The sequence below is a fragment of the Rhodoferax sp. AJA081-3 genome (assembly GCF_017798165.1).
Taxonomy (GTDB): domain Bacteria; phylum Pseudomonadota; class Gammaproteobacteria; order Burkholderiales; family Burkholderiaceae_C; genus Allorhodoferax.
This window is the reverse complement of record NZ_CP059068.1, coordinates 2,891,887-2,916,877: the sequence shown is the minus strand read 5'-3', so window position 1 is coordinate 2,916,877 and position 24,991 is coordinate 2,891,887. Positions and strand designations below refer to the sequence as shown.

At 61.9% G+C, this 24,991-nt stretch carries 23 protein-coding genes and 1 pseudogene; 8 read left to right on the top strand and 16 right to left on the bottom strand.

Annotation, left to right across the window (positions count from 1 at the left end; translation table 11 throughout):
- The first annotated feature begins 55 nt into the window (after positions 1-55).
- The 4 genes from HZ993_RS13720 to HZ993_RS13705 are packed head-to-tail and all read left to right on the top strand — an operon-like array spanning position 56 to position 3,935.
- Entirely contained in the window at positions 56-1,057 is a 1,002-nt protein-coding gene (locus tag HZ993_RS13720; RefSeq protein WP_209393300.1) for a sulfate ABC transporter substrate-binding protein, read from the top strand.
- Positions 1,058-1,939 carry a sulfate ABC transporter permease subunit CysT gene (gene cysT / locus HZ993_RS13715; protein ID WP_209393299.1) on the top strand — a complete coding sequence of 294 codons (882 nt, stop codon included), beginning with the start codon at positions 1,058-1,060 and terminating at the stop codon, positions 1,937-1,939.
- A gap of 2 nt (positions 1,940-1,941) precedes the next feature.
- Entirely contained in the window at positions 1,942-2,841 is a 900-nt protein-coding gene (gene cysW / locus HZ993_RS13710) for a sulfate ABC transporter permease subunit CysW (protein WP_209393298.1), read from the top strand.
- The gene (locus HZ993_RS13705) at positions 2,838-3,935 is read left to right on the top strand and encodes a sulfate/molybdate ABC transporter ATP-binding protein (RefSeq protein WP_209393297.1); all 1,098 of its coding nucleotides are present in this window, start codon (positions 2,838-2,840) and stop codon (positions 3,933-3,935) included. The genes cysW and HZ993_RS13705 overlap by 4 nt, the downstream gene beginning before the upstream one ends.
- Positions 3,936-4,048: 113 nt before the next feature.
- On the opposite strand, the gene HZ993_RS13700 is transcribed toward HZ993_RS13705, so the two are convergent.
- Genes HZ993_RS13700 through pyrE form a run of 5 tightly spaced genes read right to left on the bottom strand, consistent with a single transcriptional unit; the run spans position 4,049 to position 7,318 of the window.
- Positions 4,049-5,131, bottom strand: coding sequence for a patatin-like phospholipase family protein (locus tag HZ993_RS13700; RefSeq protein ID WP_209393296.1), 1,083 nt, complete (start codon positions 5,129-5,131; stop codon positions 4,049-4,051).
- The gene (locus tag HZ993_RS13695; protein WP_209393295.1) at positions 5,131-5,619 is read right to left on the bottom strand and encodes an NUDIX domain-containing protein; all 489 of its coding nucleotides are present in this window, start codon (positions 5,617-5,619) and stop codon (positions 5,131-5,133) included. Before HZ993_RS13695 ends, HZ993_RS13700 begins: the two co-directional genes overlap by 1 nt.
- Before the next feature lie 59 nt (positions 5,620-5,678).
- Entirely contained in the window at positions 5,679-6,143 is a 465-nt protein-coding gene (locus HZ993_RS13690; protein ID WP_209393294.1) for a hypothetical protein, read from the bottom strand.
- Positions 6,140-6,799 carry an HAD family hydrolase gene (locus HZ993_RS13685; protein ID WP_209393293.1) on the bottom strand — a complete coding sequence of 220 codons (660 nt, stop codon included), beginning with the start codon at positions 6,797-6,799 and terminating at the stop codon, positions 6,140-6,142. Before HZ993_RS13685 ends, HZ993_RS13690 begins: the two co-directional genes overlap by 4 nt.
- 3 nt (positions 6,800-6,802) lie before the next feature.
- Positions 6,803-7,318 (bottom strand): orotate phosphoribosyltransferase, encoded by a 516-nt coding sequence (gene pyrE / locus HZ993_RS13680; RefSeq protein WP_209393292.1) that lies wholly within the window; start codon positions 7,316-7,318, stop codon positions 6,803-6,805.
- A 149-nt stretch (positions 7,319-7,467) separates the two neighbouring features.
- On the opposite strand from pyrE, the gene HZ993_RS13675 reads away from it, so the two are divergent.
- Positions 7,468-9,684, top strand: coding sequence for a TonB-dependent siderophore receptor (locus HZ993_RS13675; RefSeq protein ID WP_209393291.1), 2,217 nt, complete (start codon positions 7,468-7,470; stop codon positions 9,682-9,684).
- A gap of 76 nt (positions 9,685-9,760) precedes the next feature.
- Here the strand turns inward: HZ993_RS13675 and HZ993_RS13670 are convergent, their stop codons facing one another.
- From HZ993_RS13670 to HZ993_RS13635, 8 genes and pseudogenes are all read right to left on the bottom strand, one after another.
- Positions 9,761-10,447, bottom strand: coding sequence for a TetR/AcrR family transcriptional regulator (locus tag HZ993_RS13670; protein ID WP_209393290.1), 687 nt, complete (start codon positions 10,445-10,447; stop codon positions 9,761-9,763).
- A 157-nt stretch (positions 10,448-10,604) separates the two neighbouring features.
- Positions 10,605-11,612: an ABC transporter substrate-binding protein gene (locus tag HZ993_RS13665; protein WP_245213626.1), complete on the bottom strand. Its 1,008-nt coding sequence runs from the start codon at positions 11,610-11,612 to the stop codon at positions 10,605-10,607.
- Positions 11,613-11,667: 55 nt separating this feature from the next.
- Positions 11,668-12,369, bottom strand: a pseudogene (locus tag HZ993_RS25095) (ABC transporter permease).
- A gap of 257 nt (positions 12,370-12,626) precedes the next feature.
- Complete coding sequence (locus tag HZ993_RS13655) at positions 12,627-13,538, bottom strand: ABC transporter permease (RefSeq protein ID WP_209393289.1); 912 nt, start codon at positions 13,536-13,538, stop codon at positions 12,627-12,629.
- Positions 13,522-14,370, bottom strand: a complete 849-nt coding sequence (locus HZ993_RS13650) for an ABC transporter ATP-binding protein (RefSeq protein WP_209393288.1) — start codon at positions 14,368-14,370, stop codon at positions 13,522-13,524. The genes HZ993_RS13655 and HZ993_RS13650 overlap by 17 nt, the downstream gene beginning before the upstream one ends.
- 129 nt (positions 14,371-14,499) lie before the next feature.
- The gene (locus tag HZ993_RS13645; RefSeq protein WP_209393287.1) at positions 14,500-16,302 is read right to left on the bottom strand and encodes an aminopeptidase P family protein; all 1,803 of its coding nucleotides are present in this window, start codon (positions 16,300-16,302) and stop codon (positions 14,500-14,502) included.
- A gap of 70 nt (positions 16,303-16,372) precedes the next feature.
- Positions 16,373-16,636, bottom strand: coding sequence for a hypothetical protein (locus HZ993_RS13640; protein ID WP_209393286.1), 264 nt, complete (start codon positions 16,634-16,636; stop codon positions 16,373-16,375).
- Positions 16,637-17,146: 510 nt separating this feature from the next.
- Positions 17,147-17,734: a hypothetical protein gene (locus HZ993_RS13635; protein ID WP_245213623.1), complete on the bottom strand. Its 588-nt coding sequence runs from the start codon at positions 17,732-17,734 to the stop codon at positions 17,147-17,149.
- A 204-nt stretch (positions 17,735-17,938) separates the two neighbouring features.
- On the opposite strand from HZ993_RS13635, the gene HZ993_RS13630 reads away from it, so the two are divergent.
- From HZ993_RS13630 to HZ993_RS13620, 3 genes are read left to right on the top strand one after another with little or no spacing between them, the layout of a single operon-like run.
- The gene (locus HZ993_RS13630; RefSeq protein WP_209393285.1) at positions 17,939-19,318 is read left to right on the top strand and encodes a sensor histidine kinase; all 1,380 of its coding nucleotides are present in this window, start codon (positions 17,939-17,941) and stop codon (positions 19,316-19,318) included.
- Positions 19,319-19,356: 38 nt separating this feature from the next.
- Positions 19,357-20,199 (top strand): LytTR family DNA-binding domain-containing protein, encoded by an 843-nt coding sequence (locus HZ993_RS13625; protein ID WP_209393284.1) that lies wholly within the window; start codon positions 19,357-19,359, stop codon positions 20,197-20,199.
- A gap of 21 nt (positions 20,200-20,220) precedes the next feature.
- Complete coding sequence (locus tag HZ993_RS13620) at positions 20,221-21,078, top strand: lysophospholipid acyltransferase family protein (RefSeq protein ID WP_209398465.1); 858 nt, start codon at positions 20,221-20,223, stop codon at positions 21,076-21,078.
- Between the two features lie 78 nt (positions 21,079-21,156).
- On the opposite strand, the gene HZ993_RS13615 is transcribed toward HZ993_RS13620, so the two are convergent.
- From HZ993_RS13615 to HZ993_RS13605, 3 genes are all read right to left on the bottom strand, one after another.
- Complete coding sequence (locus HZ993_RS13615; RefSeq protein ID WP_209393283.1) at positions 21,157-22,845, bottom strand: ABC transporter ATP-binding protein; 1,689 nt, start codon at positions 22,843-22,845, stop codon at positions 21,157-21,159.
- 63 nt (positions 22,846-22,908) lie between these two features.
- A complete protein-coding gene (locus HZ993_RS13610; RefSeq protein ID WP_209393282.1) occupies positions 22,909-23,967 on the bottom strand; it encodes an ABC transporter permease in 1,059 nt (352 codons plus the stop codon).
- Positions 23,964-24,902: an ABC transporter permease gene (locus HZ993_RS13605; RefSeq protein ID WP_209393281.1), complete on the bottom strand. Its 939-nt coding sequence runs from the start codon at positions 24,900-24,902 to the stop codon at positions 23,964-23,966. The genes HZ993_RS13610 and HZ993_RS13605 overlap by 4 nt, the downstream gene beginning before the upstream one ends.
- Positions 24,903-24,991 lie beyond the last annotated feature (89 nt).

Genomic DNA, 24,991 nt, shown 5'->3' with positions numbered 1-24,991 from the left:
GAATCGCGGTCTTGCAGCCCTGTCTGCCCCGTACCGTTCTTTTGGAGTAGCCACCATGCGTTTCAAGCAAAAAGCCACCTTAGCCCTCGCCGCCATTGCCTTAACCGCTAGCAATTTGGTAGCAGCGCAAACCACCTTGCTCAACGTCTCCTACGACGTGGCCCGCGAGTTCTACAAGGACATCAACACGGCCTTCATCGCCAACTACAAAAAAACCACCGGCAAGGACATCAAAATCGACCAAAGCCACGCCGGCTCCAGTGCCCAGGCCCGCGCGGTGAACGACGGCCTGGAGGCCGATGTGGTGACCATGAACACCACTACGGATGTGGACTTTCTGGCCGGCACGGGTGTTGTGGCCAAGGACTGGCGGTCCAAGTTCCCGCAAAACGCCGCCCCCACCAGCTCCACCATGCTGTTCCTGGTGCGCAATGGCAATCCCAAGGGCATCAAGGACTGGGACGACCTGGTCAAGCCCGGCGTGCAGGTGATTGTGGTCAACCCCAAGACCGGTGGCAACGGCCGCATGGCCTACCTGGCCGCCTGGGGGCAGGTGCGCAAGAAGGGCGGCACCGACGCGCAGGCCCAGGAGTTTGTGGGCAAGCTGTACAAAAACGTACCCGTGTTGGCCAAGGGCGGCCGCGACGCCACCAGCATCTTCCTGCAGCGCAATATTGGCGACGTGTTGATCACCTTTGAGTCGGAAGTGGTGTCGGTGGACAAGGAGTTTGGTGCTGGCAAGGTAGACGCGATCCACCCCAGCAGCTCCATCGTGGCCGAGAACCCCGTGGCCGTGGTCGAACGCACCGTGGCCAAGAAGGGCACGGCTGAGCAGGCCAAGGCTTACCTAAACTTCTTGTACTCCGACGAAGGCCAGGAGATAGCCGCCCAACACGCCATTCGCCCCACCAATGCGGCGCTGCTGAAGAAATACAGCAATGTGTTCAAGCCCATCAGCCTGTTCCGCGTGGAAGACTATTTTGGTTCGTTTGCCGAAGCGCAAAAAGTGCACTTCAACGACGGCGGCCAGTTCGACAAGCTCTACACGGTCAAATAAATGACAGCCGTTGCTTCGACAGCGGGGCTGCTTGGCCCCGCTGGCCCCCCTGTTGCCAAACGCCCGGCCAAACGGGTGTTGCCCGGGTTCAAGCTGACCCTGGGCTTCACGATTTTTTACCTCAGCCTGATTGTGCTGATCCCACTGTCGGCCCTGGTCCTAAAGACCTTCAGCTTGAGCTGGGAGCAGTTTGTCAGCGCCGTGACCAGCCCGCGGGTCATCGCGTCGTACCAGCTGACCTTCGGCGCATCCTTTCTGGCGGCCCTGGTCAACACCGTGTTCGGCCTGCTGGTGGCCTGGGTGCTGGTGCGTTACCAGTTTCCGGGCAAGAAGATCATTGACGCGCTGGTGGATTTGCCGTTTGCCCTGCCTACGGCCGTGGCCGGCATCTCGCTGACCGCACTCTTGGCCAGCAATGGCTGGATCGGCAGCCTGCTGGAGCCCTACGGCATTCAGCTGGCGTTCAACCGCAATGGCGTGGTGATTGCGCTCATCTTCATCGGCCTGCCCTTTGTCGTGCGCACCGTGCAACCGGTGCTGGAAGACGCCGAAAAAGAGCTGGAAGAAGCGGCCACCTGCCTGGGCGCCACCCGCTGGCAGACCTTTCGGTACGTGATTTTCCCCACCATTGGCCCCGCGCTGTTGACCGGTTTTGCGATGGCCTTTGCACGTGGCGTCGGTGAATACGGGTCCGTGATCTTTATCGCCGGCAACATGCCCATGTTGTCTGAAATCACACCGCTCATCATCATCGGCAAGCTGGAGCAGTACGACTACGCCGGTGCCACCGCCGTGGCCACCGTGATGCTGCTGGCTTCGTTCCTGATGCTGCTGGTTATCAACGCGCTGCAGTCCTGGCAGCGCAAACGCGCGGGGGCTTGAGCATGAGCACAAACTCCCGCACCATTCGCCGCGCGAAGGCCGGCACCACTGAACCTACCTGGGTCAAATGGACGTTGATCAGCATTGCGCTGGGCTTTATCTTCCTCTTCCTGGTGCTGCCGCTGGCCGCTGTGTTCACCGAAGCCCTGCGCAAGGGGTTTGGCGTTTTTCTGGAGGCTTTTAAGGAGCCCGACGCCTGGAGTGCCATACGCCTCACCTTGCTGGTGGCCGCCATTGCGGTGCCCATGAACCTGGTGTTTGGCGTGGCCGCGGCCTGGGCGATTGCCAAATACGAGTTCCGTGGCAAGGCCTTTCTGACCACGCTGGTGGACCTGCCGTTTTCGGTGTCCCCCGTGGTGGCAGGCCTGATCTATGTGCTGCTGTTTGGCGCCCATGGCTGGATGGGGCCGTGGCTGCAGGCGCATGACATCAAGATCGTGTTTGCCGTGCCCGGCATTGTGCTGGCCACCATCTTTGTGACCTTCCCCTTCATCGCCCGTGAGTTGATCCCGCTGATGCAAGCCCAAGGCACCGAAGAAGAGCAGGCCGCCCAGGTGCTGGGTGCCAGTGGCTGGCAGACCTTTTGGCATGTGACGCTGCCCAACATCAAGTGGGGCCTGATCTACGGCGTGATCTTGTGCAACGCACGCGCCATGGGGGAGTTTGGCGCGGTGTCGGTGGTGTCGGGCCATATCCGCGGCCAGACCAACACCATGCCCCTGCATGTGGAAATTTTGTACAACGAATACCAGTCGGTCGCGGCGTTTGCCATCGCCTCACTGTTGGCGCTGCTGGCCCTGGTGACGTTGGTCATCAAGTCCTTTGTGGAATGGCAGTTTGAGCGTGACCAGAAGGCCGCTGCTGCACTCCCCCCTGAAAATTTCAAGGTAACAACACCATGAGCATTGCCATTCGCAACGTCAGCAAAGACTTCGGCACTTTCAAAGCCCTGCGCGATGTGAGCCTGGACATCGAGTCCGGCGAGCTGGTCGCGCTGCTCGGCCCCTCGGGCTGCGGCAAGACCACACTGCTGCGCATCATCGCCGGGCTGGAAACGGCCGACCACGGCAATATTTTGTTCAGCGGCGAAGACACCACCGACGTGCATGTGCGGGAGCGCAACGTGGGCTTTGTGTTCCAGCACTACGCATTGTTCCGCCACATGAGTGTGTTTGACAACGTGGCCTTTGGCCTGCGCATGAAGCCCCGCGCCACGCGCCCCAGCGAGGCGGTCATCAAACAAAAGGTGCACGATCTGCTGGGCCTGGTGCAGCTGGACTGGTTGTCGGACCGTTACCCTGCGCAGTTGTCCGGCGGCCAGCGCCAGCGTATTGCCCTGGCCCGCGCACTGGCAGTAGAACCCAAGGTGCTGCTGCTGGACGAACCCTTTGGCGCACTCGATGCCAAGGTGCGCAAGGAGTTGCGCCGCTGGCTGCGCCGCCTGCATGACGACTTACATGTCACCAGTATTTTTGTGACCCACGACCAGGAAGAGGCACTGGAAGTGGCCGACCGCGTGGTGCTGATGAACAGTGGCAAGGTGGAGCAGATTGGCTCGCCCCAGCAGGTGTGGGACCACCCCGCCAGCCCCTTTGTGTATGGCTTCCTGGGCGATGTGAATCTGTTCAATGGCCGCGCACACGAAGGCGAAATGCTGATTGGTGAAGACCACCACGGCGTGCGCCTCTCCAGCCCCGAGCACACCGACACGCAAGATGCCAAGGCCTTTGCCTATGTGCGCCCACATGACCTGGACGTGCGCCGTTATGTGGCGGGTGGCAATACCCGCCAGCGCGGCATTCCGGCCAAGCTGGTGCGCGCCATTGTGGTCGGGCCCATTGCGCGGTTGGAGTTGCTGCCGCTGGACGCTTCAGCCGCTGGCAGTGGCGACATCATCGAGGCACAGATTCCGGCGCAGCAGTTCAATGACATGGCGTTCCAGGAAGGTGAAACCCTGGAACTGACGCCGCGCAAAGCCAAGGTGTTTGTGGAGTAGGGCCTTTTCACCGGATTGTTAGTGGCGAAATATGCCTCTAGCCCCCGAAAAATATAGTGATAGCGCTATATAAACAATAGCAATCTTAGGTGGAGAGTTGCCACTCGCTCGCCTCACAGGCGGTTGTAGCGGTTCACCAGGCGCATGCCCTCTTGTGAACTCGGCGTGTCCCGCGCAAACGCCTCACGGCCGCGCGCGTAGCCGTAGTTCCAGTGGTCGTCCATGTGCTGCACAAACGCGGCGTAAGGTGGCATGGGCTCCAGTCGCACACGGTTCTGGCGCCAGGCCAGCACATTGCGCATATAGGGCTTGTCCAGGGCCTGCATGATGTCCGATGTGTCAATCCACACATCGGCATGCTGGGCATGCACCTGGCGCAGGCGCTGGTTGGCGTCTGTGCCCAGCACGGCGCGCCAGGCCGGCACCGACATCAGCTGGTCAAACGGCGCCTTGAACTCCATCACCACCCGGTGCGCCAGGCGCTGTGCCAGTTCAATGGGGAATAGGTCCACCACACCGCCCATGTAGTGGTCACCCGCGTGTGGGAGGCAGGCAAAGTAATACATGTCTGACACCGAGATGCGTGCCGCCACGTCCAGCGGCATGGTGGTGTCGGTCGCCACCACGGGTGCCACGGCCGAGTTGCCCCACTGCGCACCACCCAGCGGTGCGGGCATGCCGTCGACCAGCTGTGCCGCGCGTGCCTGGCAAAAAACGGTTTGTGCAAACAGCTTGCGCTGGCCGCGCGGCTGGCCGACCTCCGCCGCGGTGTACAGCAGCCTGCTGCCCACCAGCGCAACATCTGGCCTTTGCTGCGCGGGGGGCGTTGCGGGTTGTGGCAAAGCGGGCAGAGGCGGCAGCGTGTGCAGGTAGTGGTTGAACAGGTCGGGCACCCGTGGCGCTGCGCGTCTATCCAGGGCGCGGCGGGCAACACCCGCCAACACGTGGCCCAGGGTGGCCGTGGGGGCGGGGGTGATGCCCGCCCAGAAGTTGTACATCTCGGGTGACGCCAGCCAGGCCTTTTGCCGCGCCACATCGGGCTCACGGTGGATCAACGCCGCCGCAATGGCACCCCCACAACTGGCCAGCACCAGATCCGGCGCCTGACCCGCGTCGCGGGCCGCGGCATACATCCCCAAGTAGATGCCGAAGCGGAATCCACCACCGGCCATGACCATACATTGCTGGTAGCGCATCACAGCCCCAGTTTCTTCACAAATCGGGCCATGTGCGGATCGCTGCGGGCGAACGGTATGTCTGCGATGGCAAACCATTTCACAGCGTTGAATTCATTGGCATCAAAGTGGATCGGCTGCGCTTTCGATGCGTGCACCACATACCAAAGGCTGACATCGGTGTGCCCCGCGGTCAGCCCCACAGTGTCCGTGCAGGTGATCATCAAGGGTGGGCCGATGGCGTGTGCCGCGCAGAAGCCGAGTTCCTCTTGCAGTTCACGGGTCACTGTTTCACGCGGATGTTCACCTGGTTCAACGTGCCCACCAGCGGGTAACCAGAGTTGGGCATTCTTGTGGTCCACCAGCAGAATGTGCGGGCCATCCACGACGGCGAAGTAGGACACCAGATGTTTGGGCGGGGTTGCGGGCTTTGCCTGCCGGATCAATTCCGCGCCGGAATCCACCCAGGCCAGCGCATCCGCACGGTGCTGTGCTTCCAGCGGGTCCATTGGCGTGATGGATGCAATTTCTGCGCGGATGTGCTGTCGGTGCAGCGCGGTCAATACGCTCACTCTGCGACCGCGTGCAAGGTGCAACTGGACCGCTCTGCAAACGTCCCTCCGGGCAGGCCCCAGCTGTGGGTCATGCGCAGCTCGCCACCGGGCTTGATGGCAATGGTGATTTCCTCGCGGAACATGTCGACCATGTTTCGGGACCCACTGGCAAATACCACCGCCAGCGTGCCGTCCTCTTCGTCCAGCGAGCTGTCGATGGCGCGGTGGGGCAGCACAAAGGGCAACTCTTCCATGACCGGCCACAGGCACAAGGCACCATCGGCCGCTGCAGCCAGCAGCGTGGCCTCGGTGTGCAAATGTTTGCCGTCGGTGCGGGTGGCCGTGTAATGCAGCATCAGCGCACTGGCTTTCACCAGCGGCTGCAACTCCAGCCGCCCGACGAAGCGCTCCCCTTCGTGGTTGGTGCCGTGGCCCGTGAAGCTGCTGGCCTGGGCGAGCAGGGCGGCGAGTAGGTTCATGCAAGTCCCCCCAGGGTCTGTAGCTCGGTTATGGAGGCAAACACATAGCGGGGTTGTTCACACACCAGCTCTTCGCGGCTACCGTGTCCCCACAAAACGCCCGCCGCCTGCAGACCGTTGCGGTGGGCAGCAAGCATGTCGACCGCGCGGTCTCCCACCATGACGGACGACGTACTGACCAGTCCGTCTACTAACAAGCCTTGCATTTGCTGCCACTTGTGGATGCCGATCTCTCCGCCGCTGACAAAACGGAAGTGTGCGCGCAGGCCGAACATCTCCAAAATCTGTTCTGCAAAATCAACACGTTTGGATGTGCACACCCCCATGGGAATGCCCGTGTCACTGAGGGCGCGTAACACCTCTGGAATGCCGGGGTACAAGACGTTTTCGGAGTAACCCACCTCGGCGTAGCGTTCACGGTACTTGGCCACCAGCGCATCGATGTGGCTGGGTGTTGTGACGCCGGTGAGAGCCTTGAACGATTCGTCCAAGGGCGGGCCGATGCAAGCGGACAGTTGCCCCAGTTCGCGCGCCGGGTAGCCATAGTGGGTCAGCGCGTAGTTGATGGAGCGTCCTATGCCCACCAGCGGGTCGCTGAGCGTGCCATCCAGGTCAAACAGGATCAGATCGTGTGGGGCTGGATTGGTGGTGGGCACGGCCTACGCGCTTTCAATGTCTTGAAAGCGGAACAGTGCCTTGAGCGCCAATCCCGCAGCCATCAGTGCTTCGGCACCACCACTTTGCCGGTCGATCACACAAAGAGCGATCTCGGGCACCATGCCATCCGCCTTGAGCTTGGACATCGCATCGATGATGGCGCCTCCGCTGGAGACCACATCTTCGACCAGGATGAATCGTTTGCCCTGCAAGGGTGCGCCCTCCGCGTAACGGCAGGTTCCGTAGTCCTTGGGCTCCTTGCGGATGAAGGCGGCGGGGATACTGGTGACCTGGCTCAGCATGGTCACGATGGGAATACCGCCCATCTCCAGCCCTGCCAAAACCTCGGTGCCTGGCGGCACCAGCGGTGCCATGGCTTCTGCGATGGCGCGCAGCAACTGGGGGTCCGACTCAAACTGGTATTTGTCGAAATAGGTGTCGCTGGTCTTGCCCGAGCGCAGGACAAAGTGTCCTGCGATACGGGCGCTTGTTCGGATTCTTGCGGGGAGTGTTTGCATGGGCTGGATGTTAAGGCTTTGACCCTGCACCAGCGCCCGTCATTACACGCGGACCTCTGTTCCGGCCGGGAGGTCGCCGACAATCTGCCGCTTTGGCATGCGCCGCACAGGCAGGCGCCGTGTATGCATTTATTCGGGAGATGGTAGGCATGAAAAAACACAAACGCGGCAGTTTGGTGTGGTTGGGACCCCTGGTCTGGCTGGGCACAGGGGGTATCGGGCAGGTATGTGCGCAGGACGTCCCGGCGGTGGGCGGTGGCGCCGAGCCCGCCGCGCGGCAACCGGGAGGCAAGTTGGAGCGGGTAGAGGTTTTGGGTAAACAGGCCACAGACAACGACTTGCGCCGCCGCGCCCAGTTTGCCAAGCAGGTGTATGGCCGCGAAGAGCTGGAGAAGTATGGCGACAACAACGTGGCCGACGTATTGAAACGCCTACCGGGCATCACCATGCAGGGCAGTGCGCCGCGCATGCGGGGCCTGGGGTCTGGCTACACGCTGATCCTCCTCAATGGAGACCCGGCGCCACCCGGCTTTGCATTGGACCAACTGGACCCGGCCCAGGTAGAGCGCATTGAAGTGACCAAGGGCCCCACGGCGAACCAAAGTGCACAGGCCGTTGCCGGTGCGATCAACATCATCCTGAAAAATGCGCCCAAAGTCTCGCAGCGGGACCTGCGGGCCATGCTGGGCTACACCGTAGACAAACCCACGTTGTCGGGCAGCTTCACGATTGGTGAAAAGTGGGACGGATTCTCGCTGTCCCTGCCGATTTCGCTCTTCCAATGGCGCAACCGCAATGACACGGTGGTGACGCGTATGGCACCTGGCGTGGACGGGCAAGCCGCACAGTCGGCACAACAGGGCCAGAACCTGTCATGGGGCCACGGCATCAACATCGGGCCGCGGTTGAATTGGAGAATCAGCGACGACGAAACCCTGACCTGGCAAAGTTTCATCCAAAAAGGCACCTGGCTCAATGAGTCCAGCTACCGCAGCCAGGTATTGGCAGGCTCGCCCAGTCTGGAGGACGATGGGGATTTCAAGGGCGGCTGGCAAAACGTGCGCAGCAACCTGCAGTGGGTGAACCACTTCAGTACGGCCGACCGCATAGAACTCAAGGCCGGGGTGTCGTCATCCAAGGGCACGTTCGATGGGCAAACCGTGCGGCTGGCCCAGCCGTTTCGGCGCACCATTGGTGACAACGCCGACCTGAGCGTGACGCAATCCGGCAATTACAACCGCCTGCTGAATGCGGAACACAGCCTCACCGTGGGCTGGGACCTGGAATGGCGCCAGCGCGATGAAAAACGCGACATCACGGAAAAAGGCCTGCCCCTGGTTGCCGAGTTTGAAGGCCAGCCGTTTTCGGCGCGTATCCAGCGCCAGGCCCTGTTTGTGCAGGACGAATGGGAAATCAACAAACAGTGGTCCACCTACCTGGGGCTGCGTTCAGAACAGATTGCCAGCAAGAGCCAGGGCCTGAGCAACCCGGTCAGCAACACCAGCAATGTGGTGACACCCATGGTGCACCTGAACTACAAGTTCGACGCCGCTGGGCGCGACCTGGTGCGCGCCAGTGTGACGCGCAGCTACAAGGCACCGGAATTGTCGGCACTGATGGCGCGGCCCTTCATCAACAACCTGTTTTCCGACACCACCAAGACGAATACCGAGTTGTCGCCGGACCGCATGGGCAACCCGAACTTGTTACCCGAGTTGGCCACTGGACTGGATTTAGCACTGGAAAAGTACCTGCCCGCCGGTGGGCTGGTCAGCGTGGGTGTGTTCTACCGCCAGGTGGACGACCTGATCCGCAATGTGACGGGCCTGCAAACGGTGGACTGGTCCGGTGTGCCACGCTGGGTCTCACGGCCCGTCAACTTTTCCAAGGCCATGACCCGCGGACTGGAGCTGGAGGTTAAGGGGCGTGCCGGTGAATTGCTGCCCGGTCTGGTGGATGCCAAGTTGCCGTTGAACCTGCGTGGTTCGGTCAACGTGTACCAGTCGTCGGTGGATGCATTGCCAGGCCCGAACAACCGGCTGGACGGCCAACAACCCTGGTCTGGCAACTTGGGCTTTGACTATCGGTTTGCCAGTTTGCCCATGACCACGGGTGGCAGCCTGGCCTTTACACCGGGTTACACCACACAACAATCCCAGTCGCAGTTCCTGGACCAGGGGCGCGCGCGCAGTGTGGATGTGTTTGTGCAGTGGATGTTCAGCCCCAAGGTTTCCGCGCGTTTTGCGGCCAACAACCTAGTGCCCCTGGACGGGGAGTCCCGCACCTACACGTCAGACGGGTACTTCGGCAGCACAGTGCGCACGGGGCGCACGCAGTACAGCCTGGGCATGGAAATCAAACTGTAGCCTGACTGTGTGCTGTCATTCACTACTATTTTAATAGCGCACTATTGAAGTAATACGGGGGCTACAGCCCATTTTTCTATAAACCACATCCCCGCATCAGCAAGGACACCACATGTTCGGTAGCCCGTGCATGGTCCTTGGCCGTCAGTGCCTTGCGCCCCAGCACGGCGCAGACCTGTACATCAAAGTCGGCATAGGTCTGGGTGGCGGCCCAGATGGTGAAGAAGAGGTGGGTGGCGTCCACCGGCGCCATGCGTCCGGCGTCTATCCAGCCCTGGATGACGGCCGATTTCTCGACGATCAGCGGGCGCAGCTCGGTTTTCAGGATGGTCTTGACCACCGGTGCGCCGTGCAGCATCTCGTTGGCAAACACCTTGGAGCCGTCAGGCCGCTGGGCCGACAGCGCCATCTTGACGCGGATGTACTGCTCCAGCGCGGTGCGCGGGTCGGCATCGGCGTGGATGCCCTGGGCCGGTGCCAGCCAGTCGCCCAGCGTGCGTGCCAGCACGGCGCGGTACAAAACCTCTTTGCTGCCAAAGTAGTAGTGCAGGTTGGCCTTGGGCAGTCCGCTGGCCGTGGCGATGGCGGCCATGGTGGCCCCGCCAAAACCGGCACGGGCAAACACTTTCTCCGCCGCGCCCAGGATGCGGTTTTCATTCGACTTGCGGATCTGGCCCTTGATCGGGTCTTCGTCGGGTACGGGTGTACGCGAAGGTTTGGCGCGTGGGCGCTGGGTTGTGGCTTTGGCTTGGGCTGGTGTCATAGTGGCAAAGAAAAGGGGTCGCACCGCGGCGGATACGACCCCCTGGAGTCTTCAGGGTGAAGAGGTACAGGTCAACCGTTTCACCGCCGGGCCGCCCCAAGGTGAAACACGGCCCCCTTGGGGGCAGCGACCCGCGCAGCGGTGGAGCGTGGGGGCACTATTTTGATGCCGCTTCCCACACGACATGGGACATAGCGGCCTTGCCGGGGTCCTTCTTGATCACCGGAGAGCTGCCACCGGCCAGCAGCACCTTGACGGTGCGCTCGTAGGCGGCAGGCTCCAGGTAACCAATCTTCGGTGTGCCGGCATTGGTGATCAGCTTGGCCACGTTTTCCATCTGGCGCTTCTGCACCTTCAGGGTTGCGCTGCCGGATGCGTCCGCAGCCACGACCACCTTGGCCGCCGCTTCGGGGTCTTTCACCGCGTCATTCCAGCCCTTGAAGGTGGCCTTCAAAAACTTGGCCATACGCGCGACAAAGGCGGGGTCTTTGAGCTTGGCTTCCATCACATACAGGCCATCCTCCAGCGTGGCCACGCCTTCTTTTTCATAGAAGAAGGTGACCAGGTCGCTCTCTTTGACACCAGCATCAACCACTTGCCAGTACTCGTTGTAAATCATGGTCGAGATACAGGCGGCCTGGTTTTGCAGCAGCGGGTCCACGTTGAAGCCCTGCTTGAGGATCTTGATGTCGGTGTCGGGCTTGTTGCCCAGCTTGGCCATCCAGTTCAGGAAGGGGTATTCATTGCCACCGTACCAGACGCCCAGGGTCTTGCCCTTGAGGTCCTTGGGGGTGGTCACACCGCTGGCCTTCTTGCAGGTCAGCATCAGACCGGACTGGTTGAACACCTGGGCGATATTGACCAGGGGCACACCGGCTTCGCGCGAGGCCAGGGCCGATGGCATCCAGTCCACCACCACATCGGCACCATTGCCGGCAATCACCTGGGCCGGGGCAATATCGGGGCCGCCGGGTTTGATCGTCACGTCCAGCCCCTCGGCCTTGTAGTAGCCCTTGGCCTGCGCCACGTAGTAGCCCGCAAACTGCGCCTGGGGCAGCCATTTCAGCTGCACAGTCACCTTGTCGGCGGCGTGGGCGGTCATGCCGCACACCGCCAGTACCGCGGCCATCAGGCCTTTGCTCACCACAGAAGAACGACGGATCATGGAACACTCCTTGGGTTGAATAAAACGAAACACCGGGGCATTGCTGCAGAACGCATTATTTGCCACGAATCGACGGATGCCAGAACGCGGCACGCCGCTCCAGCTGCACAAGCAAGGCATAGGCCAACGAACCGGTGACCGCAGCCACCACAATCGCACCCCAGACCAGAGACATGTTCATGCGGGCCGCTTCGGTCGATATCCGAAAGCCCAGGCCCACCGTGGGGGAGCCAAAAAACTCGGCCACGATGGCGCCAATCAGGGCCAACGTGGCGTTGACCTTGAGCGCGCCAAAGATAAAAGGTGTGGCCGCAGGCAGGCGCAGCGACCACAGCGTGCGGCTGTAACCGGCGGCGTAGCTGTACATCAGCTAACGCTCCAGCTTGCCCGATGCCTGCAGGCCGGCCAGCGTGGACACCAGCATGGGGAAGAAGGTCATCAGCACCACAACGGCCGCCTTGGACGGCCACTCAAAACCAAACCACATCACCGCTATCGGCGCCACCGCCACCAACGGCACCGTGCTGGTGAGCGATGCCAGGGGCAGCAGGCCACGTTGCAGGAAGGGCATGCGGTCAATGGCCACCGCCACCGAAAAACCCAGGCCACTGCCGAGCAACCAGCCCACACACACGGCCTTGAGCACGGTCTGGTTGAAGTCGCCCCATAACTTGCCGGGGTTGTCGACCATGGCCTGCACAATCAGCGTGGGCGCCGGCAGCAGCACGCGCGGCACTTCAAAGGCCACGACCAGCATCTGCCAGAAGTACAACACCCACAGACCAAACAGCGCGGCGGTCAGCACGCCGTCAAAACGTGTGCCCTGGATGGCGGCGACGCGGCGTATGGTCCACAGGGCCACGGCGCCCAAGACTCCCAATAACAACCAGAAGAGGCCGCTGGGTGGGCTGTTGCCTTGGGCGGTGGGGTGCAGGAACAACAGGCTGGCAGCCACCAGCGATGCCAGCACCGTAGTCGCCGTGGTGCGATGGGATTGGGGTACTGCGGGCCGGTTCATGGCTGCCTCCGGTGCCGCAAGGCCAGGTGTTCGGCGCCAGCCACCAGCGTGGTCAGCAGCAGCCCCAGCAGTGCCGACATCACCAGCGCAGACCAGATGGCCAGCGTGTTGCCGTAATAGGAGCCGGTCAGCAGCCGCGCACCCAAGCCCGCAGTCGCCCCCGTTGGAAGTTCGGCCACCATGGCGCCGACCAGGCTGGCGGCAATGCCCACGCGCAGCGCGGGAAACAAAAAGGGCAGGGCGGCGGGCAAGCGTAGCAGCCACAGGGCCTGCCAGCGCGTGGCAGCGTAGGTGTGCATCATTTCGGTCTCAATGACCTGTGGTGAACGCAGGCCCTGCACCATGGCCACGGTAACCGGGAAGAAGCTCAGGTACATCGCAATCACGGCCTTGGGCGCCAGGCCTTCCAGGCCCAAGCTGCCCAAAATCACCAGCACGATGGGTGCAATCGCCAATACCGGCACGGTTTGTGAAGCCACGATCCAGGGCAGCAGGGCCCGGTCCAGTGTGCGCGAGTGCACGATCAGCACCGCCAGCACCAGGCCCAGCAATGTGCCCAGCACAAAACCGACCAGTGTGGTCTCACCCGTCACTGCCACATGGAACAGCAGGTTGCGTGGAGAGTCCAGCGGCCAATCCACCAGGCTGGACCAGAAGTCCAGCGCAATCTGGTGTGGCGCCGGTAACACCGGGCGTTCCATGTTGAGTGTGGTGCTGAGAACGTCTTGCCAGGTGAAGGGGGTGCCGGCGGGTGTCAGTACGCGTTCGATGGCCGCGCTGGCATTCATGGCCCAGGCGGCGCCGTACCAGGCCAGTAACAAGACGACCAAGATCACGGCAACCGGCAGGCCGTTGTCCCAGGCCCGGCGGCTCAGTGACGCAACAGGCGCTTTACTCGTGGTGGCCATCGGCAAGTGCCTCGCGCACCGCATGCGCCACGTCCACAAAGGCCTGGGTGTCGCGCAGGCCCAGGTGGCGTTCGTCGGGCAAGGGCGATTCGATGACTTTGACAATGCGCCCCGGCCGGGGCGACATGACAACGATGCGGGTGGACAGATAAACCGCCTCGGCAATCGAGTGGGTCACAAACACCACGGTGCGGCGCTCGCGTTGCCACAGTTGCTGCAATTGTTCGTTGAGCCGGTCGCGGGTGATTTCGTCCAGCGCGCCAAAGGGCTCGTCCATCATCAAAATCTTGGGCTCAAAGGCCAGCGCCCGGGCGATGGACACACGCTGCTGCATGCCGCCCGACAGTTGCCAGGGGTACTTGCCTTCAAAACCCTTGAGACCCACACGCTCCAAATGTGCCATGGCGGTGCTGCGGTTCTGGGCTTTGTCTCCACCTTGTATTTGCAGCGGCAGCATCACATTGCCCAAAACGGTGCGCCAGGGGAACAGGGCTGGTGCCTGGAACACATACCCATAGGCACGGGCCATGCGGGCCTCGTGGGGGCTGACACCGTTGACCCGCACATTGCCTTCGGTGATGTGCTCCAGATCGGCAATTACACGCAAAAGGGTGGTCTTGCCACAGCCCGAGGGGCCAATCAGGGATACAAACTCCCCCTCGCCAATGCGCAGATCGATATTGCTGAGGGCTTGGACCGGGGTATCCGCCGTCTGGTAGACCAGGCTGGCGTTGCGAACCTCTACTGCTGCCAGCGATGCGGTTTGGCCCTCGGCTTGGGGGCTGGTCGGGTGGTTGGCATGGGCGGCGGCAGTGGGTTGATCAGGTTTCATGGATAAAAGCTAACCATTTGGTCAATTTATTGTAGACCTGCTTGCAAGTTCCGTACCGCAATTTACCCCACTATGCGGGCATACCCTAACCGGACATACCCGTGTGCTACCAAGTCCCTTTGCCCATCCTCAAATGGCCTCGGTGCGCTGCACCAACCAGTCCAACGCTGCACCACTGACCAGGGGGCTCAGGCGTGTGCGTACGTTGGCGTGGTAGGCATCGAGCCAGGCGATTTCGTCGGCGCGCAGCAGTGCCTTGTCGATGCAACGCGTGTCGATGGGGCACAGCGTCAGTGTCTCGAATTCCAGGAACTCACCAAATTGCTCACCGGTCTTGGCGGCCACATTCAGCACCAGATTTTCGATGCGCACGCCCCACTGGCCAGCGCGGTACAGGCCGGGTTCGATGGACGTCACCATGCCGGGTTGCATGGCCATGTTGGCGTCGGGGATCGCCTTGGAAATGCTCTGTGGGCCTTCGTGCACATTCAGGAAATAGCCCACGCCGTGGCCGGTGCCGTGGCCGTAGTCCATACCGTGTTCCCACAGCGGTGCGCGGGCCAGCGCGTCAAGCATGGGGGACAACGTGCCCAGCGGGAAGCGTGCGCGGGACAGGCCAATCGTGCCTTTGAGTACCAGGGTGTAGTCACGCTTCTGCGCAGCGCTGGGCGTGCCGATGGGCCACACGCGGGTGATGTCGGTGGTGCCACCGGGGTACTGGCCGCCGGAGTCGATCAGCAGCAGGCCGTTGCCTTCGATGACGGCATGGCTCTCGGGCGTGGCACGGTAGTGCGGCATGGCGCCATTGGCATTGAAACCGGCAATGGTGTTGAAGGACAGGCCCACAAAACCGGGGCGCTTGGCACGCTCCGCGGTCAGGCGCTCGTCAATGGTCAGTTCGGTGATGCGTTCCTTGCCCAGTGCGGATTCAAACCAGGCGTAGAAGGCACACATGGCTGCCCCGTCCTGCTCCATGGCGGCGCGCACGTGGGCGGCTTCGGACGCATTCTTGCGGCTCTTGAGCAGGGTGCTGGGGTTGATGGCTTCGACCACTTTCACCGTTGGTGCAGCGCTTTCACGCAGGCCCAGCGTGACGCGGCGTGGGTCCAGCAGCAGCACAGCGCTGGCGGGCAGGGCTGCCAATGCAGGGCCGGCCAGTGCGTAGTCCTGCACGGTGACGCCGTCTTCTTTCAATCGTGCGGCCAAGGCGGCGGGCACCTTGCCAGAAGCCACAAACAGCGTTGCCGATGTTGCATCGATCAGCGCGTGGGCCAGGAACACCGGGTTGTAAGAAACGTCGGAGCCGCGCAGGTTGAACAACCAGGCGATGTCGTCCACGGTCGAGACGAAATGGTGGCTGGCACCCATGTGGGCCATGGCAGAGCGCACCTGGGCCAGCTTGGTGGCGCGGGGGGCGCTGGCAAATGCAGCGTCGTGTTCGTAGATGGGGGCCAGCGGCAGCGAGGCCCGGTCTGGCCAGATATGGTTGAACAGGTCCACATCGGTGCGTACCGTGGCGCCGACTTTGGCCAGCGTGTCGCGCAACTGCTGCGCGGCGGCCAGGCCCAGCACGGCACCATCCACACCGACCACCTTGCCATTGCCGGTGTTCTGCGCCAGCCATTGCACGTGGTGGGTGGAGGCGCCGGTGTCTATCTTGACCAGCTCGATGCCGGTGTGGGCCAACTCGGTTTCGGCCTGTGTCCAGTAGCGGCTGTCGGCAAATAGCGCTGCGCGATTCTGAGTGACAACCAGCGTACCCATGGAGCCGGTGAAGCCCGACAACCATTCACGGCCTTGCCAGCGCGCGGGCAAGTACTCAGACAAGTGCGGGTCGCTCGATGGCACCAGGCAAGCCGCCAGGCCCAGCTCCGTCAGGGTGCTTTGGGCGCTGGCTATGCGTTGGGCAAAAACTTCAGGGCTGGCAGTCATTGCGGTTCCTTGTGGGAAGGGTGTTGGCGCCGGGGTGGGGCGCAAACCCGCAATTGTAGGACTGCTCTTTTTACAGCCGGGTCACCCCCGGCACATAACCGACTAACTTGCCATCCACATACAAGGCGCCTTCGGGCGCCCCGGCTTCTGCGTAGAACTCGTACACCATCTCGCCGGGAGGGCGACGGCGTGCGCGTTCGGTCGCGCTCAAGGTCCGCGCCAACTGCGCCAAACTATGGCTGACGGCGCGCAATATGCCTGCTAAGAGGCGACGAACGGACGGAGCGCGTGGGGTGTAGTACGGCAAGGTCCGGGTGTGAAAACTTCCTACCATGATGGTGTCTCCTGACTGGGGCGCGGCCTCTGGGGCGCTCGCCCGGTTTGAACTATTTACAACTTGGGGGCCTGGAATAGCCGCTGATCACTCCACCGCGGGAGCGTTTGGGGGCTTGCAGACAAAAATTGGCGGGTAACAGCGTGAAATGGGACATAGGTTTCTCCTTCGGGTTGCAAAAAAAAGCCCGGACTGCTTTCGCACCCGGGCTTCTGTGGAGAGAACGCGTCACGCGTTGAGAGGTGACGCTCAGCCCACAGACGCCCCAGGCAGGGCGCGACGGTTATTCCCACTCAGCAAAACACGGTCCAACGGCTTGACCAACAGCTGCGCCATGCGCGGGCTGAGACAAACAATTTCCAACGAGAACAGGACCATGGATAACGGGTGAGGGGTTAATCGGACTTGCGGTGCCGGTTGCCTAAGGCTTGTATGGCGACTGCAAACTTGCTCAAATGATAAACGAAGTGTTATCTTGAGCAAATTGAATTTATTCAGAAGATAAAGAAACTACTTCTTTTGTCGCAGAGGCGCAACACCGACTTGGGAGCGCAGCCACAGGGCGTGGGCGTCTGTCGTCGCGGGGGTCGAAGCGGGCACCACCTTGGCCGGTGTTGCAGGCTTGCCGGTGGGCACGGTACCCGGCTTGGCTTCGCTGGCCGTGGGGGTCAGCACCTCACCCAGCAAGTCCAGCAAGCGGGTGCGTGCCCGCTGGGGGTGGCGCCGGTAGTAGGTCAGCACCAGGCCCACAATGAAGCGTTCATCGTCGTCCCGGGGGGCATGGCTGTCGCTGCCAGAGTCGACCACTGCACTGGGCTTGACAGGGGTTGTGCTGCCCGTGTGTACCTGGTCCATCCAGCCATGGGGCTTGTGGCACAGCTGCTCAAACTGGCGCGCCAGGCGCTCACCAATCTGGCGTGAGCGTCCCTTGATCTGGCTCCAGTAGCTGGGCTGTATTTGCACCCTTTCGGCAAACCGGCCTTCCAGTCCTCTGAGGGTGGCGGCGTCGGGGTGTTTGATGGTGTTGCGCACAAATTCATCGAACAACGCCAGGGCGTTGTCAAAGCGGATCTGTGCCAGATCGAGAGGGCTGGACATGCCCAATGATAAACCTGCCTTGCGCAAGCATGCTGTGCGGGGTCGCACGGACGGTGCTACCTGCCCACCACAGGCCCTGCCGGTTTGTCACCAAACTGTGCAGCCTGTCCGCCCAAGTGGCAGTGCGTCGCCTGGCGCTGGCGCCAGGCTGCTGGCCCTAGGTACAGTCGAGCCATTCACAGTATTGCAGCGAGCCCATCCGCCATGAACCCCACCACTTCACCCCACACACCGCCCAGCCAGTGGTCCCGCTTTGCCGCAGCCTGTGTGGCCGCCTACCACCGCTACGGCAACTGGCTGGTCAGCATCACCTGGTGGCGATTTTTTGGCCTGTCCTTTGCGCTCGTCATCGCCATGGCCATCATCCATGACCTGCCGCCTCTGAGCTGGACCTATGTCGAAGTGATCAAGCCCCATGATCCTGCCCATTCCAAGTCGCCAACACGGGCCCCATCTGAATCGTCCAAGAGCAAGCCTTACGCCGGTGGCAAAGAAGGCGTGGACATATCCATTGACGAGCGGGGGGTAGTTATCAAAGCCCGCCCTGCCGCACCCGCCGCACCTGCAAGTCCTGCACACCCCGCTGTACCCGCCCTGCCTGCATCCGGCATGGTCGTGCCGGAATTGCCGCCCATACCGGAAGTCAATATCAAGCTGCCACCGGGTGCCAACAGCGACGTCGTGCGCGAAGCGGTGGAAGACGCCAAACGCGAGATCGAGTCCGCCATTGCAGACGCGCAACGCGAGGCCCAGGAAGCCATAGAGGAGGCGGCCGACGCATCCCGCCCGCGCATCCGCCACCGTTCTTACGGTGAGGCACTGATGCCCCTGACCATGTGGTTCATCCTGCTATCGGGCATTCTCAAGATCACCTACAAAGGCAAGGTCCAGGCCGAGGCCAAGGCGGCACAGGCCACCGAGGTGGCAGAGTCCGAATCCCTCAAACGCCAGGTTGTGGAAGCGCGTATGGCTGCCATGCAGGCCCAGGTGGAGCCGCACTTTTTGTTCAACACACTGGCTAGCATTGACCACTTGATCGAGACCGATCCGCCGCGAGCCAGCATCATGCAAAAGAACCTGATTGCGCTGCTGCGGGCCAGCATGCCCAGTATGCGGGAGGCCAATGCCCAAGGCAGCACACGAGATTTGGGCAAGGAACTGGCGGTGATACGCCCCTTCCTGGAAATCCTGAAGGTGCGTATGGAGGAGCGTCTGCAAACCGAGGTGCGTGTCAGCGACGGCCTGTTGTCTGCTGAGTTCCCTCCCATGATGTTGCAAAGCCTGGTAGAAAACGCGATCAAACACGGCCTGGAGCCCAAGGCAGAGGGTGGACAATTGACGGTGAGTGCCGAAATTGTGCACGGCAAACTGGCGGTCACCGTGGCCGACACGGGGCTGGGCTTCGGCAAGGCCGCTACCGCCGGTACGGGCATTGGCTTGAGTAATATCCGGGAGCGCCTGGCCCTGTTGTACGGCGGCAAGGCCAGCCTGAATATCACCGAGACCCCGGGTGGCGGAACATCGGTCACCATCACGGTGCCCTATGTGGCCTGCACGGATTCCGAACGATCGGGACAGGCATAAGACGACGATTTTTTGAATATTGGATGGAGTTTGCACCCATGACACGTGCCCTGATTGCCGATGACGAACGCCTGATGCGCGAGCAGCTCCGCGCCCGCCTGCATGAGGTGTGGCCGGATCTGGAGATCGTGGCTGAGGCCAAGAACGGCCAAGAGGCCGTAGCCCTGACCGAGCAGCACCACCCCGACATCGTGTTCCTGGACATCCGTATGCCGGTGCTGACCGGTGTGGACGCGGCACGGCAAATCGCCCAGTTGCCCACCTTTGACGAGGCCGATGGCTGGCCGGGTTGCGAGATTGTGTTTATCACCGCCTACGACCAATACGCCGTGCAGGCCTTTGAGCAGGGCGTGGTCGACTACGTGCTCAAACCCGCGGAGCGCGAGCGCCTGATGGTGACCGTGGAGCGTATTCGTAAGCGCATGGCAGACCGCGCCGCGCACGCGCCTGTGGACGGCGCCGATGATGACCTGCCAACACCCCTGCCCGCCCATACGCCGGACATGCAGCAATTGCTTCAAACGCTGGCCGGGCAACTCAACCCCAAAGGGCTGCCCAAGCTGCAGTGGATACAGGCCACCGTGCGCCAGGCCATCCAGATGATCCCGGTGGAAGACGTGTTGTTCTTCGTGTCCGACGAGAAATACACCCGGGTACAGACGGCCACGGTGGAGGCACTGATCCGCAAGCCCATCAAGGAGCTGGTCGAAGAGCTGGACATGCAGCTCTTCTGGCAGATCCACCGCTCCACGCTGGTCAACATCAAGGCCGTGGCCGGTGTCACCCGCGACGAACGCGGCCGCCAATTGGTGAGTGTGCGCGGCAGCAATGAAAAGCTGGAAGTCAGCCGCAGCTACACCGGTTTGTTCAAGGCGATGTAGCCCGCTCCCCACCCGATGTTCATGGTTCGCCTGTTTCGCCTGCTGGGCCGCTTGCCGCTGCCGCTGATGCAGCGCGTGGGTGCCCTGTTGGGCTGGCTGACCTGGCGGGTGTCTGGTACCTACCGCCGCCGGTTTGAAGAACACGCCTCGGCAGCCGGCTTCAGCCCTTCCGAGTACCGCCCCGCGCGGGCCGCCATTGGCACCATGGTGGCTGAGCTGCCCTGGCTGTGGCTGCGGCCCCAGGGGCAGGGGGTGTTGCATCTGGTGAAGTGGGATGGGGCGGAACTGTTTGAGTCTGCATTGGACGCAGGCAAAGGTGTCATTCTGGCCCTGCCCCACATGGGCTGCTGGGAAATGATCGGCCAGTCGCTGGCCGAACGCTACGGCCCCACGCGCGGCCCGCTGGTAGCCCTGTACCGGCCCGCCCGCAAGGCCTGGCTGGCACCGCTGGTCGCCAGCTCGCGCAACCGCCCGGGCCTGCAGGCGGTGCCCACCAGTGTGGCCGGTGTGCGCAGCCTGATACGGGTGTTGCGCGGTGGTGGGTACACCGCCATCTTGCCTGACCAGGTGCCGCCTGAAGGCCAGGGTGCCTGGGCGCCATTCTTTGGCCGGCCGGCCTACACCATGACGCTGTTGCCGCGGCTGGCACAACAAACGGGCGCCCGTGTGTTGCTGTGCTGGTGTGAGCGCCTACCAGGCAGCGCAGGTTATGTGATGCACTTCGAGCCGCTGGACGCGCCGGAGCTGCACGACGCCAGCGCCACCCCTGAGGCGGCCACCACGTTGGTCAACGCTGGCATGGAGCGCCTGATACGCCGTGCCCCGGGCCAGTACCTGTGGTCCTACGCCCGTTACAAGCAGCCATCGCGGGAGGCTTGAGCGGGGTGTTTAATCTGAAGCGCTATAAAACATATAGCGCTTCAGATAGATTACACGGGGGCTAGAGGCCGTTTTGGCTTAAGCCGCCTTGGCGATATTGCCTTCCAGCCCTTTGGGAATGGCACCCAGCAGCTGGCGCGTATAGGCATGTTGCGGGCGGTTGTAGATGTCATCCGAGCTGCCGCGCTCCACGATTTCACCCTGGTTCATCACCAGGATGTCGTCGGCCATGTACTTGACCACGGCCAGGTCGTGGCTGATGAAGACATAGGTCAGCCCAAACTCTTCCTGCAGGTCCAGCAGCAGGTTGAGCACCGTGGCCTGCACGCTCACGTCCAGCGCGCTGACGCTTTCGTCGCAGACGATGATCTCGGGCTTCATGGTCAGGCAGCGTGCAATCGCAATACGCTGGCGCTGGCCACCGGAGAACTCGTGCGGGTACTTGCCAAAGGCCTCTGGTGGCAGACCCACCTTTTCGATCAGTGCCACGGCGCGGTGCGCGCGCTCGGTATCGTCCTTGCCAATGCTGTGGATGCGCATGGGCTCCATCAGGATCTGGCCGATGGTGAAGCGCGGGTTCAGGCTGGCGTACGGATTCTGGAAAATGATCTGGATGCGGCTGCGGTAGGCCTGCATCTGCGCTGCGCTCAGGGTCGCCAGGTCGGTGCCTTCAAACATGATGCTGCCGGCGGTTGCAGCAGTCAGGCGCGTGAGCATCATGCCGACTGTCGTTTTGCCGGAGCCGGATTCACCCACCACACCCAGCGTGCGCCCCTTGTGCAGCGAAAAGTCTGCACCCTTGACGGCGCTGAACACGCTGCGCTTGAACAGACCAGTCTTCAGCGGGTAGTCCTTGCGCAAGCCCTTGACCTCGATCAGTGCAGGCCCGTCTATGGGTTTGCTGACACGCTCCTCGGTGATCGGCGGGCGCTTGTTCATGAAGTCGTCAATCACTGTCAGGCGGCGAGGGCGGGTATCCAGCTTCGGGCGGCAGGCCAACAGGGCCTGGGTGTACGCATCCTGTGGCGCGGTGAAGATGGTGTTGGCATCGCCCGCCTCGCGCACCACGCCGTGGCGCATCACCACCACGCGGTCCGATATCTCGCCCACCAGGCCCAGGTCGTGGCTGATAAACAGCATGCTCATCTTGTGGCGTTGCTGCAACTTGGCCATCAGCTCCACAATCTGGCGCTGCACGGTTACGTCCAGCGCGGTGGTGGGTTCGTCGGCGATCAGCAGCTTGGGTTCGCAGGCGATGGCAATGGCGATCATCACGCGTTGCTGCTGGCCGCCAGAGAGTTGGTGCGGGTAGGCGTTGAGCCGCTCTTTCGGGTTGGGAATGCCCACTTCGGTCATCAGCTCCAGCGCGCGGTCCAGCGACTGTTTGCGGTTCAGACCCAGATGGATGCGCAACACCTCGGCAATCTGGTCTCCGACAGTGAAGACCGGGTTGAGCGAACTCATGGGCTCCTGGAATACCACCGAGATGTCTTTGCCCCGCAAGGCCCGCAGGTCTTCAATCGGCGCCTGCAGCAGGTCCTTGCCGTTGTACAGAATCTTGCTGTTGGGGTCGACGATGGCGTTCTCGGGCAACAGGCGCACGATGCTCATCGCGCTCACACTTTTGCCGCTGCCCGATTCACCCACCAGGGCCACGGTGCTGTTGGTGGGGATGTCGAAACTCACGCCCTTGACGGCCTGGCCAGTCGTGGTTTTGCTCAGTCGGAAGGAGACCTTCAGGTCTTGTACGCTAATCAATGTAGTCATGTCTCACCTAATCAGTTGGGGTCAGAGCACATTGCTGCGCAAGTGGTCTGACCCGCAAAGTCTTTACCTAAGCTTGGGGTCCAGTGCATCGCGCAGCGCATCGGTCAGCAGCGCAAAGGCGGTGACAAATGTCGCCATGAACAGGGTGGCCGTGGCCAGCTGCCACCACTTGCCCTGCACCAGTTCGGTCTGGGCTTCGGCCAGCATGGTGCCCCAGCTGACCATGTCAATCGGCACACCCAGGCCCAGGTAAGACAAGATAACCTCGGCCTTGATGAAGCTCACCACATGCAGGCTCAGCTGCACCAGCACCACGTGGCTGATATTGGGCAGGATGTGGGTGAACATGCGCGATGCGTGGGACGCACCAATCGCTTCGGCGGCCATGACGTACTCGCGCGAGCGGTGTTTCATGTATTCGGCGCGCACCAGGCGGTAAATGCCGGTCCAGCCCACCAGGCTCAGGATGATGACCACGGTCCACACACCGCTGCCCAGTGTGCCGGCCAGTGGGCCAGACTTGAGCACCGCGGCCAGCGCAAACACCAGCAGGATGTAGGGAATGGCGGTGAACACGTTGTACACCCACTCCAGAAAGTCGCCAACGCGCCCGCCAAAGTAACCGCCAATGGCGCCCAGCACGGTACCAATCAGCGTGGCAAACAGCGCGGCCGTCAGGCCCACGGTGATGGACACCTGCGCGCCCTTGATCACCTTGTCAAACACGTCACGCCCCTGCTGGTCCGCACCAAAGGGCAGGGTGTCGGCCTTCACGGTTACCGTGGTCTTGAACTGCGATGCGCGTTCATCCCACTCCTTGTAGCGGGATGCCAGTGGGTCCACATCACTGATGTCCACATTGGCGCCGGCTACGGTTTCCACGATGGCGTTTTGGGTGCCATCGGCGATCTTGCCGACCATGGTCGGGGCGGCAAAGGGCACGCCCACTTCCTTCTGCCAGTCCTTGGCGACCAGGCCCAATTGAGCCGCGAGCACCAGCGCGATGAAGAGCAGCGTCACGTAGAGCGACACCATGCCCACCCGGTCCGTCTTCAGGCGCAGCCAAGCCTGTTTCCACACGCCGGGGGAATGGGGCAGCGTTTGAACAATATCGGTACTCATTTCAACGTCACCCTTGGATCAACAAATTTGTACAACACATCGGTGATCAGGTTGATCACCATCGTCAGCGCGGCCAGGTACACCGTGGCCGCCTGGATGACGGGGTAGTCACTGCGGTTCACCGCCACCAAAATTTCGCGGCCCAGGCCGGGGATGGAGAAAAACACCTCGATCAGGAAGGAGCCGATGAACACGCCGGGCAGGCTGGTTGCCACGTTGGTCAAAATCGGGATCATCGCGTTGCGCAGCACATGTTTGAACAAAATGGTGTTCTCGGACACACCCTTGGCGCGTGCGGTGCGCACATAGTCTTGGCCAATTTCGTCCAGGAAAAAGCTGCGGTACAGGCGCGTTTGGGGCGCCAGGCTCACCAGCACCGCCAAAAACACGGGCAAGGGTGCATAAACGGCCAGGTTCTTCCAGAGGCTGTTGCTCCAGCCTTGCACCGGAAACCAGCCCAGCAAAAAGCCGAACACATACTGGCCCACCACGATGTAGACCAAAAAGCTGATCGACAACGCCACGGTGGTCAGCACCATGATGGCGCGGTCCGTCAGGCTGCCACGCACATAGGCCACGGCCAGGCCGGCCACGATGGCCAGGACCACTTCCAGCAGCAGAATGGGGACCATGATGGTCAGTGTGGCGGGCAGGCGGGTGGCGAAGATGTTGGCAATGGACTCGTTTGTTGTCCAGCTGGTGCCCCAATTGAAGGTAAAGACCTGCTGAACAAACACCCAGAGCTGCTCGGGAATGGATTTGTCCAGGCCCAATTGGGCCCGCAAGGACGCCAGTCGCTCGGGCGAGGCTTTCATACCGGCCATCACTTCGACCGGGTCGCCACCAAAAAACTTGAATAAGAAGAAGATCAGCAGAATCACCCCCAACAGGGTGGGGATCATCTGCCAGATACGTCGCAGGATGTAGGAAAGCATGTTTTTGCGGAACTAAGGTTAAATGCTGATGCAAAAGGGCAAGGCGCGGATTATGCTTGTCGGTTTTGCTTTAGGCATAGGTGTTTGTA

Bases quoted from the DNA above. Each gene is read 5' to 3' on its own strand.
- HZ993_RS13720 (WP_209393300.1), top strand. From the start codon at position 56: ATGCGTTTCAAGCAAAAAGCCACCTTAGCCCTCGCCGCCATTGCCTTA.
- cysT (WP_209393299.1), top strand. From the start codon at position 1,058: ATGACAGCCGTTGCTTCGACAGCGGGGCTGCTTGGCCCCGCTGGCCCC.
- cysW (WP_209393298.1), top strand. From the start codon at position 1,942: ATGAGCACAAACTCCCGCACCATTCGCCGCGCGAAGGCCGGCACCACT.
- HZ993_RS13705 (WP_209393297.1), top strand. From the start codon at position 2,838: ATGAGCATTGCCATTCGCAACGTCAGCAAAGACTTCGGCACTTTCAAA.
- HZ993_RS13700 (WP_209393296.1), bottom strand. From the start codon at position 5,131: ATGCGCTACCAGCAATGTATGGTCATGGCCGGTGGTGGATTCCGCTTC.
- HZ993_RS13695 (WP_209393295.1), bottom strand. From the start codon at position 5,619: ATGGACCCGCTGGAAGCACAGCACCGTGCGGATGCGCTGGCCTGGGTG.
- HZ993_RS13690 (WP_209393294.1), bottom strand. From the start codon at position 6,143: ATGAACCTACTCGCCGCCCTGCTCGCCCAGGCCAGCAGCTTCACGGGC.
- pyrE (WP_209393292.1), bottom strand. From the start codon at position 7,318: ATGCAAACACTCCCCGCAAGAATCCGAACAAGCGCCCGTATCGCAGGA.
- HZ993_RS13675 (WP_209393291.1), top strand. From the start codon at position 7,468: ATGAAAAAACACAAACGCGGCAGTTTGGTGTGGTTGGGACCCCTGGTC.
- HZ993_RS13670 (WP_209393290.1), bottom strand. From the start codon at position 10,447: ATGACACCAGCCCAAGCCAAAGCCACAACCCAGCGCCCACGCGCCAAA.
- HZ993_RS13665 (WP_245213626.1), bottom strand. From the start codon at position 11,612: ATGATCCGTCGTTCTTCTGTGGTGAGCAAAGGCCTGATGGCCGCGGTA.
- HZ993_RS13655 (WP_209393289.1), bottom strand. From the start codon at position 13,538: ATGGCCACCACGAGTAAAGCGCCTGTTGCGTCACTGAGCCGCCGGGCC.
- HZ993_RS13650 (WP_209393288.1), bottom strand. From the start codon at position 14,370: ATGAAACCTGATCAACCCACTGCCGCCGCCCATGCCAACCACCCGACC.
- HZ993_RS13645 (WP_209393287.1), bottom strand. From the start codon at position 16,302: ATGACTGCCAGCCCTGAAGTTTTTGCCCAACGCATAGCCAGCGCCCAA.
- HZ993_RS13640 (WP_209393286.1), bottom strand. From the start codon at position 16,636: ATGGTAGGAAGTTTTCACACCCGGACCTTGCCGTACTACACCCCACGC.
- HZ993_RS13635 (WP_245213623.1), bottom strand. From the start codon at position 17,734: ATGTCCAGCCCTCTCGATCTGGCACAGATCCGCTTTGACAACGCCCTG.
- HZ993_RS13630 (WP_209393285.1), top strand. From the start codon at position 17,939: ATGAACCCCACCACTTCACCCCACACACCGCCCAGCCAGTGGTCCCGC.
- HZ993_RS13625 (WP_209393284.1), top strand. From the start codon at position 19,357: ATGACACGTGCCCTGATTGCCGATGACGAACGCCTGATGCGCGAGCAG.
- HZ993_RS13620 (WP_209398465.1), top strand. From the start codon at position 20,221: ATGGTTCGCCTGTTTCGCCTGCTGGGCCGCTTGCCGCTGCCGCTGATG.
- HZ993_RS13615 (WP_209393283.1), bottom strand. From the start codon at position 22,845: ATGACTACATTGATTAGCGTACAAGACCTGAAGGTCTCCTTCCGACTG.
- HZ993_RS13610 (WP_209393282.1), bottom strand. From the start codon at position 23,967: ATGAGTACCGATATTGTTCAAACGCTGCCCCATTCCCCCGGCGTGTGG.
- HZ993_RS13605 (WP_209393281.1), bottom strand. From the start codon at position 24,902: ATGCTTTCCTACATCCTGCGACGTATCTGGCAGATGATCCCCACCCTG.